At 52.7% G+C, this 17683-nt stretch carries 11 protein-coding genes; 3 read left to right on the top strand and 8 right to left on the bottom strand.

Annotated elements, in window-relative coordinates; all coding sequences use genetic code 11:
* Positions 1-10 precede the first annotated feature (10 nt).
* The 3 genes from J5278_RS25455 to J5278_RS25465 all read right to left on the bottom strand — a co-directional run bounded on the left by J5278_RS25455 (position 11) and on the right by J5278_RS25465 (position 3503).
* A complete protein-coding gene (locus J5278_RS25455) occupies positions 11-943 on the bottom strand; it encodes a 1,3-beta-glucanase (protein WP_142831101.1) in 933 nt (310 codons plus the stop codon).
* A gap of 23 nt (positions 944-966) precedes the next feature.
* Positions 967-2064 (bottom strand): glycosyltransferase family 4 protein, encoded by a 1098-nt coding sequence (locus J5278_RS25460; RefSeq protein ID WP_219258804.1) that lies wholly within the window; start codon positions 2062-2064, stop codon positions 967-969.
* 101 nt (positions 2065-2165) lie between these two features.
* A complete protein-coding gene (locus tag J5278_RS25465) occupies positions 2166-3503 on the bottom strand; it encodes an NAD(P)-binding protein (protein ID WP_209186117.1) in 1338 nt (445 codons plus the stop codon).
* 496 nt (positions 3504-3999) lie between these two features.
* On the opposite strand from J5278_RS25465, the gene J5278_RS25470 reads away from it, so the two are divergent.
* The gene (locus J5278_RS25470) at positions 4000-5439 is read left to right on the top strand and encodes a lipopolysaccharide biosynthesis protein (protein WP_209186118.1); all 1440 of its coding nucleotides are present in this window, start codon (positions 4000-4002) and stop codon (positions 5437-5439) included.
* Positions 5440-5889: 450 nt separating this feature from the next.
* Here the strand turns inward: J5278_RS25470 and J5278_RS25475 are convergent, their stop codons facing one another.
* The 4 genes from J5278_RS25475 to J5278_RS25490 all read right to left on the bottom strand — a co-directional run bounded on the left by J5278_RS25475 (position 5890) and on the right by J5278_RS25490 (position 12117).
* On the bottom strand, positions 5890-7623 hold the full coding sequence (locus tag J5278_RS25475; RefSeq protein ID WP_142831105.1) for a Wzz/FepE/Etk N-terminal domain-containing protein: 1734 nt from the start codon (positions 7621-7623) through the stop codon (positions 5890-5892).
* Positions 7620-9659 carry a glycosyltransferase gene (locus J5278_RS25480; protein WP_209186120.1) on the bottom strand — a complete coding sequence of 680 codons (2040 nt, stop codon included), beginning with the start codon at positions 9657-9659 and terminating at the stop codon, positions 7620-7622. The genes J5278_RS25475 and J5278_RS25480 overlap by 4 nt, the downstream gene beginning before the upstream one ends.
* Positions 9656-11059 carry a hypothetical protein gene (locus tag J5278_RS25485; protein ID WP_209186121.1) on the bottom strand — a complete coding sequence of 468 codons (1404 nt, stop codon included), beginning with the start codon at positions 11057-11059 and terminating at the stop codon, positions 9656-9658. The genes J5278_RS25480 and J5278_RS25485 overlap by 4 nt, the downstream gene beginning before the upstream one ends.
* 335 nt (positions 11060-11394) lie before the next feature.
* Entirely contained in the window at positions 11395-12117 is a 723-nt protein-coding gene (locus J5278_RS25490; protein ID WP_142831108.1) for a sugar transferase, read from the bottom strand.
* A gap of 316 nt (positions 12118-12433) precedes the next feature.
* Between J5278_RS25490 and J5278_RS25495 the strand changes: the two genes are divergently transcribed.
* Positions 12434-13507, top strand: coding sequence for a glycosyltransferase (locus J5278_RS25495; RefSeq protein ID WP_209186125.1), 1074 nt, complete (start codon positions 12434-12436; stop codon positions 13505-13507).
* Between the two features lie 52 nt (positions 13508-13559).
* Positions 13560-14942: a polysaccharide biosynthesis/export family protein gene (locus J5278_RS25500; protein WP_142831109.1), complete on the top strand. Its 1383-nt coding sequence runs from the start codon at positions 13560-13562 to the stop codon at positions 14940-14942.
* A 661-nt stretch (positions 14943-15603) separates the two neighbouring features.
* On the opposite strand, the gene J5278_RS25505 is transcribed toward J5278_RS25500, so the two are convergent.
* Complete coding sequence (locus tag J5278_RS25505; RefSeq protein ID WP_209186123.1) at positions 15604-16842, bottom strand: FAD-binding protein; 1239 nt, start codon at positions 16840-16842, stop codon at positions 15604-15606.
* Positions 16843-17683: the final 841 nt, after the last annotated feature.

A 17683-nucleotide genomic window follows, 5' to 3' on the forward strand; every position in this document is an offset into this window, starting at 1 on the left:
CGGTCTCAGTTCAGGTGTAGACCCGGACATAGTCGACGCGCATGTGGGCCTCATAATCGTTTGGATCTAGCTGAGTGGGATAGGGAACGTCGGCCCGCAGCGCCAATGTTAGTATCGGCCAGTACACATCGTTGTTAGACTGCATCTCAGCTGCTCTTCCAATCGTCCAGTTTACAGGTTCGAGGGTTTTGGGGTCGATAACTGGCTTGCGCTCGAAATAGAGCCTGAACTTTGCGTCTTTCACAAGAAGTCCGTAGCGGAAATATCCCTTGGTGATGTCGACGTCGGTCGGAACGCCAACGCCTTGGTGATGCTCGTTCGGTTGTCCCCATTCGTGCAGGTAAGCCCCGTATAGATCACTTTCCGATCCCTTTTGCTCGACGATGTCGAGCTCGACAGTGGTCTGTGGGTGAAGAATGCTCCTGCCGTTCATCAGCCAGAATGCGGGGAACGTCAGGAAATGTGCCGGAAACCACATTCTTGCTTCGAAATATCCCTCTCGCCAGCCCTGCAGGATTGTCCCATCGGGCTTGGCTGTCTGAATGTTCCCAGATACCCACTGATATTCTGGATTATCGTTGCCATAATAATTTGGCACATTCATTTTGCGACCCAGATGACGGACCGACATTTGCAATGCCTTGCCATTTTCTGTCGAGGGGTCGTCAATGATCGCATATGGATTGTAGCCATCTTCGCCGTTGATCCGACTGAACGCTGATCGTCCATAAAAGCCTGTATCAGATGTGCTTGGTTTTGCGCCGGCGTACCATATGGCGGGATCCAACATGGCAAAGTTCTCATCAAATGTCAGCGACATGTCCTTGGTGGGGTCTTCGGTTTCATCAGCTTGCACATCAGTGCCTATCATGATCAAGGTGCCTGCCGCTGCAAGCGCTGCCGATCCAATCAACACGTCGCGCCGGGATTTCAAAACTGCCATCGTATCCTCCAGGTCTATCAGTTTCATTTTGTTGCCGGGTGCGTGGAGCCGCTTACGATCGGCGACTTGTCACGCAGGGCGCTCTTGTAAACGTCGAGCGTTTCGGCAGCCACGCGCTTTATAGTCATGCGCTCAATGTTGAACTGGCTCTTGCGTTGCCATTCCTCAACCAGCGACGGGCTTTCAAACAAACATCTAAGTACTCTTGCCCAACCGACGATATCTCTCGGCTCGACAAGCAATCCTGCCGCACCGAACTCAATCAACTGCGGTATGCCATCGACGTTCGCTCCGATGATTGCACACCCGGCCTCCCGCGCTTCCGAAAGCACAAGGGGCGCGGGGTCGGCATGCGAAGGCAACGCGAAAATGTCCGCACTTGCCATCCAACTGAAAGGATCATCTTGTGGACCCATAAAAAGGATGGCGCTGGCGCACTCCATCCATGAAGCCATGTCGCGATATTTGTGCTCGAACGGCCCGCCGCCAATCACATACAGCCTCGAGTTCGGGACATCCCGGTGCGCTATTTGGAACGCCTCGAGCAGATCTGGGAGCCCCTTCCTGGGGTGCAGGCCGCCGACGAAAAGGACGCTGGGAGATTGCAATGCCAATTCAACATGTGTTCGGTTCCCGGAACGGGCACAACCGATTGTTCCGTTCAAAACCACACGCAGGCGTCGAGCACTGATGCCACGCTTGATCATGGAAGCGCCAACCGCGTCGCTCACCGCTATGACGCGTGAACCCAACCCCATCAAGATAGCACTTTTCTCAAACTCATTGTGGACAGTTGTGATGAGGGGAACGCCCACGATCTTGCACACCGGCCATGCGAGCACTGCGCTCGTCATCATATGGGCGTGAACGATATCAGGTTGCCAATTTCGGACAAAAGCGCGCAAGGCAGCAATTGACCTGAGTGCGGACAGGGGCGAGCGCTGATGGGAGAGAGTGGTCTGAGAAACCGAGTTATTAGATAGCAGCTCATCGAAATCTCCGCCCCCGCTGGCCAAACAGACATTATGTCCCAGCTTGGCCTGAGCGCAAGCAAGATCCACTGCTGCATGGACATGGCCGTTGGAGCGATTTGTGTGATTGAGAATATGCAATATGCGCAAATACGCCTCCGGGCATTTTGTGGTGATTGCTGGACTTTCAAGCCACGTTCGGACTGCCGCCACGTCAGGTGAGAGAACCGGGCGTAAATTGAAGCAAACGGTTAAGCTGCTGATGGACGGAGCGCTTCTTCGGCCTCCACAGTTGAAGATCGTGCAGTGGGTTGATAATTGAACCCGCCTTGTCGACCGAAAGATTCAATGCCGAATACGCGCAGTTTTTCTATTGCCTCTGCTGCATGTTGGGCGGCTCCCCGTCTGTAGATAGGATAGGCATGGCTAAGCACGCGGGCGCCTTCCAATCTAAGCTCGCCTTTGAAAAGGCCGTTTTCAGAGACGTGTTCACGAAAATCTGCTTCAGCGCTCTCAATCGTACCGCCTGCGTGATGGGCGATGACCTCGGCACCAAAATACTCTCGAGCGTCAACCAGGCCGTAAAAATCCGAATGCATAGTCAGCCGCTTCCAAGCGCCTTTGTACGAGAAATTGTAGATAATTGGCTGGCGGAAACCGCGGTCGCCTTTGAAACTGAAAAACAATCCGATCAGCGTGATTGTTTCGAGAGGAGGGCCGGGGTCCAAGCCGCATAGTGCGACCGTCCGTTCGATCGGAATGGTAGATATAAGTCTGCTGGTGACGACGATCCGATCTTTCGTGCGCAACCGAAACTGACTTCCGGCTTTCTCAATGCTTCTCATTTGCGCCGACAAACTGACAGCGACCCCCTCGGTCTCAAGCTTGTCAACAGCCACTTTATACAAAGCGCTGAAGCCGGCTTTCGGCCTGGCCAATTGCCGATTTGGTTTGCCCGAAGGTCGTCGCGGGAGCAACCGCGATAGTAGCTTTCGCAACGACGCGTGCTCGCTGATCCACATCATGCGCTTTTTGGCCAAATCGATATCGATCTCTGTGGTCGAGATGCCGTAGAAGCGCTGCATGTACGACTCCAGCCCAGAACGTCCCAGCAGGTATTCCCCTATCCAGAAGCGCGCAAAGTCGTGCGCATTGTCCATTCGCCGCCTGAAGAGACGAGAAAAGATGACCGATGCGAATATCCTGACGGTGCCCACGGGGCCACTACCAAAGATGTCATCGCGGATCGAGATTGGATAGCTCGTCACCATTCCCTGTGGGTTCAATCGCGCCCACTCCGGCTCAATTGGTAGATACAGAGGTAGCAATTCTGGGAAATAGAACAGGAGCGGTGAATCATCCTGGAAAACTAAGCTGCCAATATCAAAAGTATAACCATTTGAAGACCAGTCCAGGTGATTTCCACCAACGTGCTCATAGTCGTCAATGATGAGAATGTTACGGTGTCCTTGACGCGATAAAATGGCCGCCGATACGAGCCCCGATATTCCAGCACCAAGTACAACTGCGTCAAATTCTTCCTCAAGGAAATAGGATGCGCGGTCCTGATGAATAAGGTTGTCGGTCATAAAACGTCCCCGCTCCACCGCTATATTTATGATATCTCAAAAAAAGAGAATTTTAAAGTCTAATTGGCAGAACAGGCGAGATATCTGCATCGTTGTTGAATTTGGTTCTGATCGTAGCGCACTATTTGTCCAAATATCCGAGATTTTCTTTGACTATGTCTGAGCGGACCGATTTTATATCCGGTAGCCTATATGTAGGAAAACGTGGTACGTCTTGGTGATGCATTTCCAGTGTTCTTCGACGTCTCCGTTCGTACTTGGCTGATATTTTCGCGATCAAAGGATGGATAAGTGCAGCGCCAACGCCTTGATGCCCCCAAGTCCAAAGCTCGATTGTGGGTGACGGCCGATTTTCTGCCGGTAGGATACTCTCTAGAAAGGTCGCGTTCGAAGATTCGCCCTGCTTGCTGTTTTTCGCTCAGCATTGGCCGACGCTCTTTTGTGAAAGTAACGTTGCGTGGCTGCGTTTTGTCACGAGCCAACCAAGTGAGCCACAATGCTTGCCTTTAAAGCGGTTCAGGGTGCTAGCTGGCTAATCGTCTCGCGGTTCGCAGGAAAAATAGTCGACTTCTTTACATTGCTAGTTTTGGCACGGATTTTAACACCGTCGGACTTCGGGCTAGCCGCCTTGGGTATGTCTCTTGTTGCAGTGGTGGACACTGTGCTCGAGATGCCCGTGACCCAAGCGCTATTGCGCTTAGACGTAATCGATAAGACGCATCTCGATACGGGTTTTACGTTGAGCATCCTGAGAAGCGTACTGATTGCGATCATCATCTTTTGCGCTGCATGGCCCTTTTCATTCTTCAATGATAACAGCGCGCTTGTACCCCTTGTCGCAGTTTTGACGGTTGGCCCCTTCGTCAAAGGTTTCAACAGCCCCGCGATGGTTCATTTCGCGCGTGATTTGGACTTTAGACGGGCCTTCATGATGGAGTTCAGCGGCAAATTTTTCTCATTCTTTTTGACGATCTCGATCGTCTTATTGGGCGGTGGATACTGGGCGATTGCTGCGAATTTTGTGTCAAACTGCATCATTTCGGCAATCGTATCCTATGTACTGGCACCCTACAGGCCGGCATTCTCACTGGCACGCTTCTCAGACTTCTCGAGTTTTATAGGTTGGTTCAGTGGGTCTCAGCTTGTCTCCGCATTGAATTGGCAATTCGACCGCGTCTTCATCGGAGCGGCCACAGATAATGCAACACTTGGCCGATACGCGATTGCAAGCGATTTGGCTGGGTTGCCATCGCAGAGTGTGATTGGACCTGCCATGCAGTCTGTCATGTCAGCATTTTCGCGTATTTCCGGGGATGTGGAGCGTCTCAGGCTCGCATTTTTAAAGACTGCCCGTTTTGCGATGTTGATATCGTTGCCGATCTGCGTGGGGATTTCCCTGACGGCAGATCTGCTGACGGAGATATTGCTTGGTGCAAAATGGCAAGGTGCTGCGCCGGCACTGAGTATCCTCGCCCTGTCAGTGATCACGACGCCGTATTTCCAAACCCTTTATTCGGTGGGTTTGGCGGTGAATCGCCCAAATATTCTCTTCAAACTAAATGCCATAGACCTGATGTTGCGGATTATTCTAATTTCGACGGGTATCTTGCTCTACTCCTACATAGGCGCGAGCGTAGCGAGAGTGCTCCTGTCTGTCATCATGTTCGGCTTCTACGTTTTGGAGGCTCGCCGATTGCTGTCGCTCAACATAGGTGTTCAGTTAAAAAATCTCTGGAAAGTGGGGGCAGCCAACGGGTGCATGGCGGTCATCGTTCTAGCATTGCGTTACCAACTTGTCGGGTATCCGTTGAACCATACCGTTGAGTTGGTGATGGTGTCTGCGGCTGGAGCAGTCGCCTATACGCTTTCCCTTCTGGCACTGGGGATGAGACTTTCCGTCGGCCGCGGCAGGTTCGAAATCATTGACCAGGCATGAAGCCCTGCTTGACCGCGAAACCGGTTGACGTGACCGCTAGTGTGGTCGGCCAGTTCGTCCGTCGGCGCTGATCGTTTCACCCTAGCGGGGACCGGGATTCATTGGGTTGAAGCCGCCAAAACGCTTCATCACTTTTCCGTTGCCCGAATTTTGATGGTGAAGTAACGCGCTAACAAGCATAGGACAAGGAATAGTTAGGGTCGATTTGAAAGCCCCGGAATTTCCTCAACTTGAAACAGCACTGTTCAGGGCGCTGAATCAACAAGCACACCGCGCTGGTAGTTGGTTGTAAGCATAATCTGACGGGCAGTGGACGCGGGACGTCGCGGGCTGCGTCTTGAAGCGGTCGAGCGAGACAGCACTCCTTCGATCAAGGTTTCGTCATTCATCTGGTCGAGCGCCACCACCGCATCATTTTGCTGGTTCTCAGGTGGCGGTGGCTCGCCTTTACTACGCCTTGGCACGGTTAAGGACGGTGCCAATTACATTTGCTCCGGCCCTGCGCAGTTGTTGAATTGTGTCAATGGCCTCATCGATTGTCGTGCGTCCCTCAGTAACGACCACCACAACAGCATCAGCATGTATGGCCAACGCCAACGCGTCTGTCGATCCTGTCAGCGGTGGCAGATCTAACAAGACATCGCTGGAGATGCGAGCTGTTTCAATGAGACGAGAGACTCGACGATCTCTGAAGTCGGCGAATAGATTTGATTCCGCATTCTTCGAGTGAATAGGGAGGACGGCGATGTCATCACAGTCGCCATGTGTAAATATGACTTCCTCGGGCTTCACGTCTGCGATCAAGATGTCCGCGAGATTCGTCGCCATGGATGTCTCTTGCGAGGCATTGTCAGGCAATTCGTTCACATCAGCTTTGAACAGTGTGACATGGCGGCCGCTATGGCTGATTAATTGGGCCAAACTCAAGCAAAGTGTGGACGCTCCGCTCGGTGCGTCCCAGCTGGCTATGGCAACGACGACGCTTCGTTCGCTGCGGACCGACGAGCAAGCAATCTCGATGGACGTTCGAAGATTGCGGACTGCAGCAGCGTATGGACTGCGGGGTTGACCAACAACCATGGCAGCTCTGTAGCCATCTGACCGCCAAGTTGCATTGCTGCGGCTACCTGCATCCGGAAGGATGCCGAGGCAGACTACACCCGTCTCTCGTGCCAACTCCTTGGCACTGCGAATTTTGCGGTTGAAGGCCAGGTTAAGTGCAAGGCTGAACAACCCGATCAATAGACCCAGCACTCCTCCCAAAGCGATGATGAGTGAGGTCCTGGGGCCGGACGGGCTCAACGGCGCCAAGGCTGCGCCAATGACGCGGGCATCCGCGTCCGGCGTTCCGATCGCTGGTAACGCTCCGTTTTTGATCGCTGTTGTGGCAGCGTCAACCTGCGCGTTGAGTGCATCGAGACGCCATTGCAAGGCCTCGGTACCGGAGATTGCCATCTGCAATTTAAAGGCGACGGATTGCAAGATGTAGGCTGAGACGGCCGCATTCGCTACAACTGCCGGCAAATCTCTCTCAGAGGATGAAAAGTCTATTTCTATGACATAGGATTGGCCAAGACGGCGAGCCTCGATGTGTCTGGTAAAGTTCAAAAATGCCGCCTGGCGAGCATCGGTTGTCTTTCTAAGCTCTTCCTCTACCCCCAGGCCGACAGGGGTGGGAGTGGCCTCTGCCATGTCGAGTGCCGTGGAAGTCCAGGGAAACGCGGACCTCAACCGGCTTTCCGCCACAGCCCTTAAACTGGAGAGCATTACGCTCACCTTGGATGGAGGGCGCGGACCGAATTCCGGATTTTTCTGCAGTTCGAGCGTGTCGAACACGGTACTCAAAAGACGCTCGGAACGAATGATTTGCAATTCACTGTCGGCGCGGTTCAAATCGAGCCCCTGTGCACCGCCGTCCTGACCAGACACGGCAGCTTGGCGCCGAGGTTCCAGGAGAAGGGTCGCCGTCGCTGTGTAAACCTTCGGAAGCGAGTGCGCATAGACCACTCCGAACGCAAGACCGACTGTGGTAAAGACGACAAGTTTATATTTATGACGAGTTGCAAGCACCCCAGCTGAGCGTAGAAGTGCAAGTGGTCCTTCGTTGACAGTTTCTGCGGGGGTAGTGTCAAAGCGCCATAGTCGCGAAGCGCGCTCCCAAGGTTGCGGACTGTTATTCGTCATCTCGACTTCGCTCCTACATTGACTTTAAGCGTACGGCTTGCAGAGGACAGCATTGCGGCCTTCTCAGGCGTGATTTTCCCACACACCACATCTGCGATGGCAATCAAGTTGCCCTTGGCTCGCCCGCGTCGGTCAATAAACGGCTCCGGCTTCAGGGCTTTTACGAAATTGCTCAGCATGTTTGCACCGATGTGCGTAAAGACCCGCTTTGACGACATGGTACCCTTCAATAGGAGATAAATGGGATTGGCGATCTGAGAGTAGCCGAGGCGGTCTCCTGCGACGCGGCCGCTTTTGACTCCCATATGGACGCCGAAAGCATCAGCGCCCTTGACGAGCCGACCGCCCGGTTTTGCAATGGCTGCTGCAAAATCCCGGTCCTCAAGCCAGCCATACAGTACCAACCGCTCATCGAAGCGCGTGTCGCCAATGGCGCTGACGCGAAACGCCATATTGCAGCCGTAAGGACTGTAGGGCTCTATCCATGTCCAATCGCAAGGCGGGGCGGAATCGATGAGACGGAGGCCCTCGTCGAAGGAGACGGCATCTCCAGTGATGCCATCTTTGAGGACGCGACCGGTAAAGCCAATGACCTGGCTTTCGTCGCGAAACGTCGCGGCGGCCTTCCTAAGCCATTCTTTATCTGCGATGAAATCGTCGTCGAAAAAAGCCACGATCTCGGCAGTCGGCGGCAATGCGCCAAGCGCGGTGTTTCGCTGTGCGGCAAGACCCGGAGGGCCCGTCAACACGGTCACCGCCGGGTTGTCAACAAGATCGCCGGCATCTGCAAGATTGACGCATGAGACGATCAATGCCTCAGGCGCAAATGTTTGCGTACCAAGCAGATATTGAACAGTCGCCTTCACAACCTCAGGCCGTCCCCTTGTCGCGACAACCACGGCCGTGCGGGGAAGGCGTGGCTGCGGTGGATTATAGGATTGTGCCTGCGACGAGGGTCTCTCGAGCAAATCGAGATAAACTGCAGCTGCGTCGCACCATCGAAAGCGGTGCGCTTGCTCGTGACCGCGCCCGACAAGATCGGTACGCAATTCGGGCGAAAGCACCAGGGCCCGAATGCTGTCGACCCAAGCCTTAGCATCGTTCGGCGACGCCATTAGAGCTGCATCTCCACAGACTTCGGGCATGCTGGCACAGTCGGACGCGACAACCGGGCAGCCGCGCGCCATAGCTTCGATAATCGGAAGGCCGAAGCCCTCCGTAAACGATGGAAAAGCTAAGCAGAGGGCATTGTCGAGTAGATAGGCTAGATCGTCGTCTGTCACGCGCCCGATAAATTTTACGTTGGGCCGACTTTGAAGAATGTCAGCCGCGTAGATTCCATCTCCGCCACCGGCAACCACAAGATTGATTCCAATCGCATCCAGATCTGGCGCCGCATTGACGAGCAACGACAGATTTTTGTGGCGCGCCCGTGATCCCAGAACCAGTACAAACGGACGTCCTGTCGTTGCTTCCAGGACTTGAATGAAGTCAGGTGCAATCTGGGCTTTTGCCGGATCCCATTTCAAGGCGTGTTCATGTCCATTGGGAATAACGGCAATATCTTTGAGGGAGACGGGCAAATGCCGTGCGATTTGGCGGGCTGCAGCGTGAGACACGGCGGTGACGCGGGCTGATCGTTGCGCCAGCACCGGCTGCAGCGTCTGATAGGCTGCGCGGAACGTGCGCCCGTAGCTCTCAGGGGACGCAAAGACATTTGCGTCGTGAATACAAAGGATTTGATCGGTCTTTAAAAGCGGCGCCGTGTTGCACAGGTTCAAAAGACGCCCCTGGCATCGCGCTGGCAGTATGATTTGCTCCCAGGAGTGGCCAGCGAGTGGGCCAGCCTCAATGAGGCTCAGATTCGCCAAGCCGAGATCGCGAGCGCCCCGTGGCGATACAATCTGCACGCGCTTCGCAGATGTTGCCAACAACTCATCCAACGCTTTGACAACATTTGTCGCGTACCGCTGCACGCCAGTTGCCTTCTGGACAAGGAAGCGACCGTTGATCGTGAAGGATGCCGTCTCACTCATGACTTAACTCCTAGGAAAGGATAGGGTATTGCGGCTGTCCGTGTCGCGCGCTCTGGCTCTGCTGTGGCTAAGGCTGCCAGCAGATAGAAGAACAAGCCTTGGTCAATTGCCGAAGACACCAAGAGATCTCCGAACATCAATCCTAGACAGCCATTACGGGCCGAAAGCCGGACATCTGCGGTAAAACTTCCAGGAAGGCCGCGGCGCTTCAGCAAAGCACCATAGGTAAAAGCGCAATAGAAAAATAACCCCGGTAGCCCGACATTTGACAGCAATGCGAGCAGCAGGCTCGAAGTACGCGCGGTCCCCAGACCAACACCCATGTAATAGCTATCTACAAAATTCTTAATGCCGAGCGCGTTCCAAGAATTGCGTTCAATCCCTGAATCGGTTGACGCTTTACCAAGAACAACGAGGTCGGCGTAATTGTAAACGACCTTCGACAAAACAGGGTCGATAGCGACCCAGAGGCAAACCGCCAGCATGATGATGGGAAGGAAAATAATTGCCGCTGTTGTTAAACTGCGAGTCTTCTGACGACCGCTCAACGACAGGGCGGTCACATAAAGAAGAACGAGGATCACAGGAGCGCCGGCCAGGCCTGTCGATGACGTGGACAAAACGACAAGGATAAGCGAGATCAAACCGGTAAGTCCGGTCAAAAAAGGGCGTCTGCCACACAGCCAAAGCGTTGTGCAGAAAGCAAACGTACCAAGCGCCGTGCGTGCGAACGATGACGTTTCGGTAAATGATCCGACGATGCGCTTGACACCTGCAACCTGTTCATCCGTGTGAAGCGTGTATCGTGCGTTTCTCATGAAGCTCAGAACCGCTTGAGTTCCCGTGCTAAAGGTTGCGATATCGAGAAAGGCGAATACGACAATGAGCACCGAGCAAGCCAGCAAGCCCGCGACAAGAGAATTGAAGCCTCGATGAGTTGATGCAACGGCAACGGTGATGGTAAAACAAATAAAATTACCAACCATGTAAACGCTTTGCGTCAAATTGCTGGACACAGTGGTCAGGGGAACGGTGGATCGAGTTTCGCCATAGACTGTGCTGCCAAGCGGCACGATCTGTGTAGCGCCTTCCAACAGGCGCGGTAAAAAGTAGGCGCTGATCAGTCCGTAGATGACCAGACCAGCAAGCCAAAAGCCAGGCTCGGAGGGGCGCAATGCCTGGACAAGGGCGCGCGCCTCCTCGCGCCGGGTCATGACACCCAATGCCAGAAAGCCAAGAATAACGTGGCCTGGTTGGATATTCGCTGCGCCAACGAGCATTGCCGCAGATGCGCCGAAAATTGAAGCGATGGCCGCCGCGATAATTGTTGTGTTACTTCCCCGAAGGAGGCAATAAAATCCTATCAAGATCGTTGCAATGCCGATCGGCTCGACACTCATGCCAGCACACGCAACGGTGTCGCCACACACTGATGGCGAAGCCAGAAATATCTGCTGAAATGGTTTCGAACCACCGCCATCAACTGTACTCTATTAAACACGATATTTCAGGGGTTCGGTGAGCCTCACGTCGACGCGTCCATGTCTGGTGAGACATGCCTGTCAGAGGTCGACATCGGTTCACCTCTATCGGTAGTCTTTAGGCTGCGACCACGCGCCGGCCGTAACGTTTATTTATTGGTCGTCGTACCGACCGCATGGCACGACAGCGTTGGTCTTTGACAGCACTTGTTCTTGAGAGCGAAGAGGCGGGAAATGGTTGTCATCTCCCATGCTCAATAGCTGCCACGCGTACTGAGAACGGCCGGAATAGTTTTTGCCATAATGACGAAATCGCCAACTAAACTTCGCTCTGCCACGTAGCGAACGTCAATTTCGACACGCTCGGAATAGCTTGTCTCGCTTCTGCCGCTCACCTGCCAGAGACCCGTCAATCCCGGTCGAACGGCTATGTAGTCAGCAATGTGAGGTCCGTAGAATAAAGTCTCGCTTTGTGTGATAGGGCGAGGACCCACCAAACTCATATCCCCACGAAGCACATTCAATAGCTGTGGAAGCTCGTCGATGCTGCTGCGACGCAAACTGCGCCCAAACGCCGTTACCCTAGGGTCTTTCTTGAGCTTTCGACTCGCATTCCATTCTGCTTGTATCTCCGGATTATCCTTCAGGTGTTTCTCCAGGACCTCATCGCTGTTTTTCACCATAGTGCGGAACTTGAAGCAGTGAAACGGCACGCCGCGCTTTCCGATGCGGCGATGGGCTATCAGGATAGGCGCCCCCTGGGTCGCCAGTAAAATCAGGGACACCATTGTGATCAATGGCAGCAACGCCACTAGAGCGATTAAGGCTAAAAAGGCATCTATCAGGTATTTGAAGAAACTTCCAAATCTATCCTCTGCTTTTCGGTGATCTACAGTTACCGGCGGCGGGATAGATGCAATATTCGCAGTAGGCTCCTCCGATGCGTCAAAGCCAGTGATCAGATCGACGCTTTTCATTCGATACTCCTCAATGAGACAACGCTAACCACCTACGGAGGCTCGGCTTTACACTCTGAAGATAGGTTAACAAGTAGTAAAGGGTTTGACAATAACATAATTAAACAGCATCATTTCCTCGCGACATTTAAACGTAGGTATGCAGTTAATCAAAATTCGGAGTCGTCCGATATATTTAGGTGAAGCAAACTGAATATGTTCTTGGATGAAGTATGGTTTATGGTCCTTTTGCTTCATATTCGCGAAGCACAATTCAATAACATAATCAATGGGGTTGCGTTTGCGTGTAGCTATAATACATTACTGGCTTGTTGGAATGCGTGGTGGCGAAAAGGTCCTCGAAACACTCTGCAAGATGTATCCATCTGCTGATATCTACACACATGCATATGACCCAACGGTCATATCAGAAGTAATAAAGAGTCATAAAATTATCACTACATTTATAAATCGACTGCCATATTCTACTAAGCTATATAAAAAATACCTTCCATTGATGCCAATGGCCTTAGAGCAACTTGATCTAAGTGAGTATGACCTTGTGATAAGCAGTGAATCGGGGCCAGCAAAAGGAGTTCTGCCTATGCCGGGCGCGGTTCACGTCTGTTACTGTCATTCCCCCATGAGATACATCTGGAATATGTATAATAAATATTATGAGAGCTCTGGATTGGTCACGCGAATGCTAATGCCTCCGCTTGCTCACTACTTGCGCAACTGGGATGTTGCGACATCTAACAGGGTCGATCACTTCTCTGCTAATTCCGCAACCGTTGCTCAGCGTATCAAAACTTACTACCGGCGCGACGCCCAGGTAATCCATCCTCCTGTTGATACCAATGCATTCAAGGCGGCCGCCATGCATGATGTCGGCGATTATTATCTGATGGTCGGAGAACTGGTCAGTTACAAGAGGCCGGATTTGGCCGTGATTGCCTGCAACCTCCTGAAAGCCAAGCTTGTCGTGATTGGCGGCGGAGAGATGCTCGAGCGAATAAGAAAACTTGCTGGACCGACTGTGACGATCTTGGGGCCGCAACCGTTTGACGTATTGAGGCACCACTATGCCCATTGCCGCGCGCTCATCTTTCCAGGGGAGGAAGATTTTGGGATTGTTCCTGTGGAGGCCATGGCCAGCGGTCGTCCTGTTATCGCCTACGGGAGAGGAGGGGCGACAGAAACGGTTATCGCGGATGAAAGCGGGGTCTTTTTCGATGTCCAGACCACGGAGGCGCTTATAGACGCTATCGAGAGGCTCGAAAAGATTGATTTCAATCCCGCCGCTGCTGTCAGGCGTGCCGGAGACTTCACCACCAATGCCTTCGTGGAGAGGTTTGGCGCTTTTGTCGATGAGGCGATCAGTCCCGCTCGTGCGATGAGGACGGCATAAAGATGCTGATTGCGAAGATTGCCAAACATCAAAGTTCAATTGGGGTGTAACCATGCGTTCAGCAGTTTGGGAGAGAGCCACGTCTAACGTCTTGTTGTTGTGCCAGCCATTGCGACGGCTGCGTATAACCCCAACCTGGCGCCTGCTGCTTGGATCGATTTTCGGCCTGGCGATCCTAAGTGGGTATTCTGCCCTCGCGGAAGATTACATCCTCGGTCCTCAAGATAAATTGAAGATCCGGGTGTTCGAATGGCGGCCGGTAACCGGCACCGCATTTGAATGGGTCCCGTTGAACGGCGAGTTTGTTATCTCTGCCGCAGGAACCCTGTCGCTGCCGATTGTCGGAGTGGTACCGGCGAGTGGGCTTACCGTCGATCAGATCTCAGATTCGATTGGCGAGCGCTTGAAGAACCAAGTCGGTATGCAAAAGCGACCAAACGCCTCGGTTGAAGTGTCGGAATATCGGCCGTTTTTCATCGCAGGTCTGGTGACCAAGCCTGGAAAATACGCTTATAGTCCTGGCCTGACGGTGGTTCAGGCGCTCTCCATGGCAGGGGGGATGACAGGTCCTGTCGATGTGAACGTGATGGGTCTGCAACGTGATGTGCTCACAATGCGGGGTGATCTTCGTGCTTTGAATATCGAGCGTTTTGGGCTCCTTGCCCGCCAAGCGCGGGTCGATGCCATCATCAACAATCAGCCTTCCGTTGTCTTTCCTCCAGAACTAACGACCCATTCGGGTCAGGCAATTGTCGATCGCATCATGAAAGAAGAGGCAGACCTCTTCGATACCCGCCAGCGGTCGATCAGCGCTGAGATCGTCGCACTCAATGAAGCAAGAGTTCTTGCTTCGAACCAGATCGAGGCGCTGCAGTCGAAAGCCACGTCCCTGGCAAAGCAGATTGACTTGGCCAGTAAAGATCTTGGAACCGTCAATAAGCTGGTATCTGCCGGACTGAGCGTGTCGGCGCGATCCTTGGGCGCCAGCCAGAATCTGGCAGACCTCGAAAGTCGAAGTCTTGATGTTTCGCTGGCCAATTTGAAAGCCCAGCAAGACGTTGCGAAGGTTGATCGGGACATAACCGATTTACGCAATCGCTACCGAGTGGATGCGTTGACCGAAGCAGCGGACGTCAGGGCGAAGATTGGAGCCAATGCTGAGAAAGTGCAGACAACGCGCGCGCTTTTAGACAATATTGCGCTACAAGCGCCTATGGTCGCCAACTCAGCCGTGGAAGACGGGTTGCAGTCATTTGAAACGACGATTGATCGACTGGTGAGCGGTCATACCAGGACCCTCGCGGTGGGCGACAATGACGCGGTCGAACCCGGCGACCTCATCCGGGTTGAAAAATTGCCCGAGACAAATCTCGGTGCGCCGCAGACAAATTCTCGCAGGCCGGGCCCGTCAGACCAAAAACGCGACGGCTTTTAGAACCGGTCTTCTAAGTTCATCCATTTTTATCGCTGCGCGCGGGCAGAGATTTGCATAAATCGGGCGACTGCTATAGACAAGATTGCACTGCTATTGTTGGCGGGTCTCGGAGCTAACTGTTGATGCATTGGAGTTTCTTAGTCTGGATTTTGGTGGGCATGGTGTGCGCCATCAGAGTTCCAATACTCCATTTCACGCTTGTCGTGATTGCCGGCGTTTGCGTCTATGCAGTCGTTTTTCAGTCGTCTTATGTTTCCGCCGGACAACTGTTGGTCTGGTGCCTCATCTACGGCGCGCTTCTGCAGTTTGGGTATGTGTGCACACACTGTATCTTTTATCTCACCTACATCAGAACGGCGGTCAAAGAACGACGCTCGTCCAGTCAAAAAAATCGGTCCGGATCTTACCCTGATTGAATGTGCTGATCGAATATTTCCAACGACACATGACAAAATCTTTTTCCTTCCCAATCTGGTGAGGATGTCATCTGTGCTCCGTTAAGCGCTCGATAATAGCCACCCTTAGCCCTTGTTGGTTGCGATGGGAATTGACAACTGGCCCCACCGATATTGTCTTGAAAGACAATTGGCCGATCAAATCACACAGTCTGACCGTCACAACCATGTGGCACCCGGTAGAAGGCAAGGTGACGCGCGCCGCGTTAACGGATGGTTGTGAAGAGGTCATTTTTGTCCAGCGAGCGCCTGACGCAATCGAATGCTTCCCACTGAGGAAACGCCGATCTCATATAGGCTTCGTCCGGAATCTTGTGATCTTTTCCCCAGTGTGGTCGGGCTGAAAATGAGCGCATGAGATCCTCGAAAGGGCGCAGGATCTCATCTTGTTCGCTTCGTTTAATCATCCAATAAATATTGAAACAGACAGCATCCTGGCCCGCATTTGGGCCAAGGTAGGACAGGTTATTGCCCTTGACGAATTTCATTTCCATAATTTTGCCGAAGTTTCTGCTAGCAAATTGACTTGCTGCGATACGATCCACAACACGCTCCCAGTCCTTCGTGTCGACCGAATATTGCATACTGATCCGAACGTCACTTTTTGATCGTGCTTTTGTCGCCGGCACGTTTGAGCGTATTATGTCTTGAGCCAAATGCACAGCCGGGCGGATTATCGATCTCAGCATCGACTGCCGTCTTGGCTCCCAAACTGCATTTCGGTGGCTGACATAGGGATTGAAGCCCTCATGCCTATCTTGCCGCTCTTCCAGGCAATCGACCTTTATCTTGTTTGTGCCGAGCGACCAGTGGACCCAGACGTGCGAGTATCGCGACAACACGGCAGTGCGGGTCGCCATAAATTCGTCGAGGTCGATCTCAAGTTTGGTGTAGCGGACCCACGGCATATCAATTGCTTGAAAAACGACTTTGGTGATGACCCCAAGCATGCCGACTGAGACCCTGGCCGCACACATCTCGGCCTCAGACACCAATTTTCTATCGAAAGTCTTGAGCTCACCGGAGGCAAGCACGACGTCCATCGACACAACGAAATCGGACATTGTACCGCTCCGGTGGTTTGTGCCGTGCGTCGCCGTCGCCACCGCACCGCCCGCGGTCATTTCTGGAAGAAAAGCGAGTGATGGTAGACACAGGTTTCGCCGACCGAGCGCGCGTGTAATATCGCCCATGCGCACGCCGGCGTCGACCGTTATGGTCTTTGCAGCCCTATCGATGACACAGAGCCTTCGCAATCCATCCAATTGCAGAGAAATTCCTTTTGTGAAAGAGTGTTCAGACCAAGAGTATCCAAGGCCCATAGGCCGAATTTTCAAACCAGAAGATGTCGCATAAGATACAGCGCGAATGACATCATCTATAGATCGTGCGCGTATTACCTTGGCTGGATAGAAAGTCTTGAAGCTATCATATATATATACCATATTTTATCCAAATACAGATGCTACGATTGCGACGAATGAAAAAACTTTCTCGAAGCTATATAAATGAAATTGCACCGTCTACATAAAATCTGTGCACCTGAGAAATTTATTTAACTATCCCGAAGGATTATGCAATAAAGATGGAAGCGCATTCATCTTATATATTGGTTTGCCTTTCGGCGGAATATTTCCGAATAGTATTGCCAGTTTTTTCAGATCAAATGACACGTTTTGATATGATATTGAGTGTTCCAGCATGCCGATTGCTGGCAGATTTCTAACTCTTGAAGACAATTTATTGGGTTGTACTGCGAAGGCTTCCGCCCGATAATTTTACCCTGTAAATCCTGTAAATCCTGTAAATCCTGCACCTCGCGCGTCGATGGGCGACCTTGGCCTGTTACGCTCGCTGCTGCCAACCTTTAAACTTTGCCCAATGCGCGGCAGAGTTTCACCGAAGTCGGCGAGATCGTCATCCTTAAATGGATGCGAGAACCTTTGTGGTCCCAATAAAACCATTCTTTCGTACCGTCAGCGTGGACTGTCCGCAGGTAAGTGGCCTCACATGTCGAATTACGGTATTCTCCGCGAAAGTTTATTCATTGGTAAGACAAAGCCCCGTCACGCCGCCAATGTCGGCGACAGGCTGTGGAGTAACCTGCCGTATCGGACGAATGGCGATGATTATCGACGACACACTCGGTGGGTGCTTTAGCAATCAATCTTCAGCGTGGTCCTTTGCCAGCGCTGCGACAAGTCCTATGATGCGCTTTCTGATTTCTGACGATCGGATGCTTGAGAACGCACGGTTGAGATTGCTGCCTTCAATGGTGGCAACGAA

Source organism: Rhizobium sp. B21/90 (genome assembly GCF_019355815.1).
In the GTDB taxonomy this organism is placed as follows: Bacteria; Pseudomonadota; Alphaproteobacteria; order Rhizobiales; family Rhizobiaceae; genus Rhizobium; species Rhizobium rhododendri.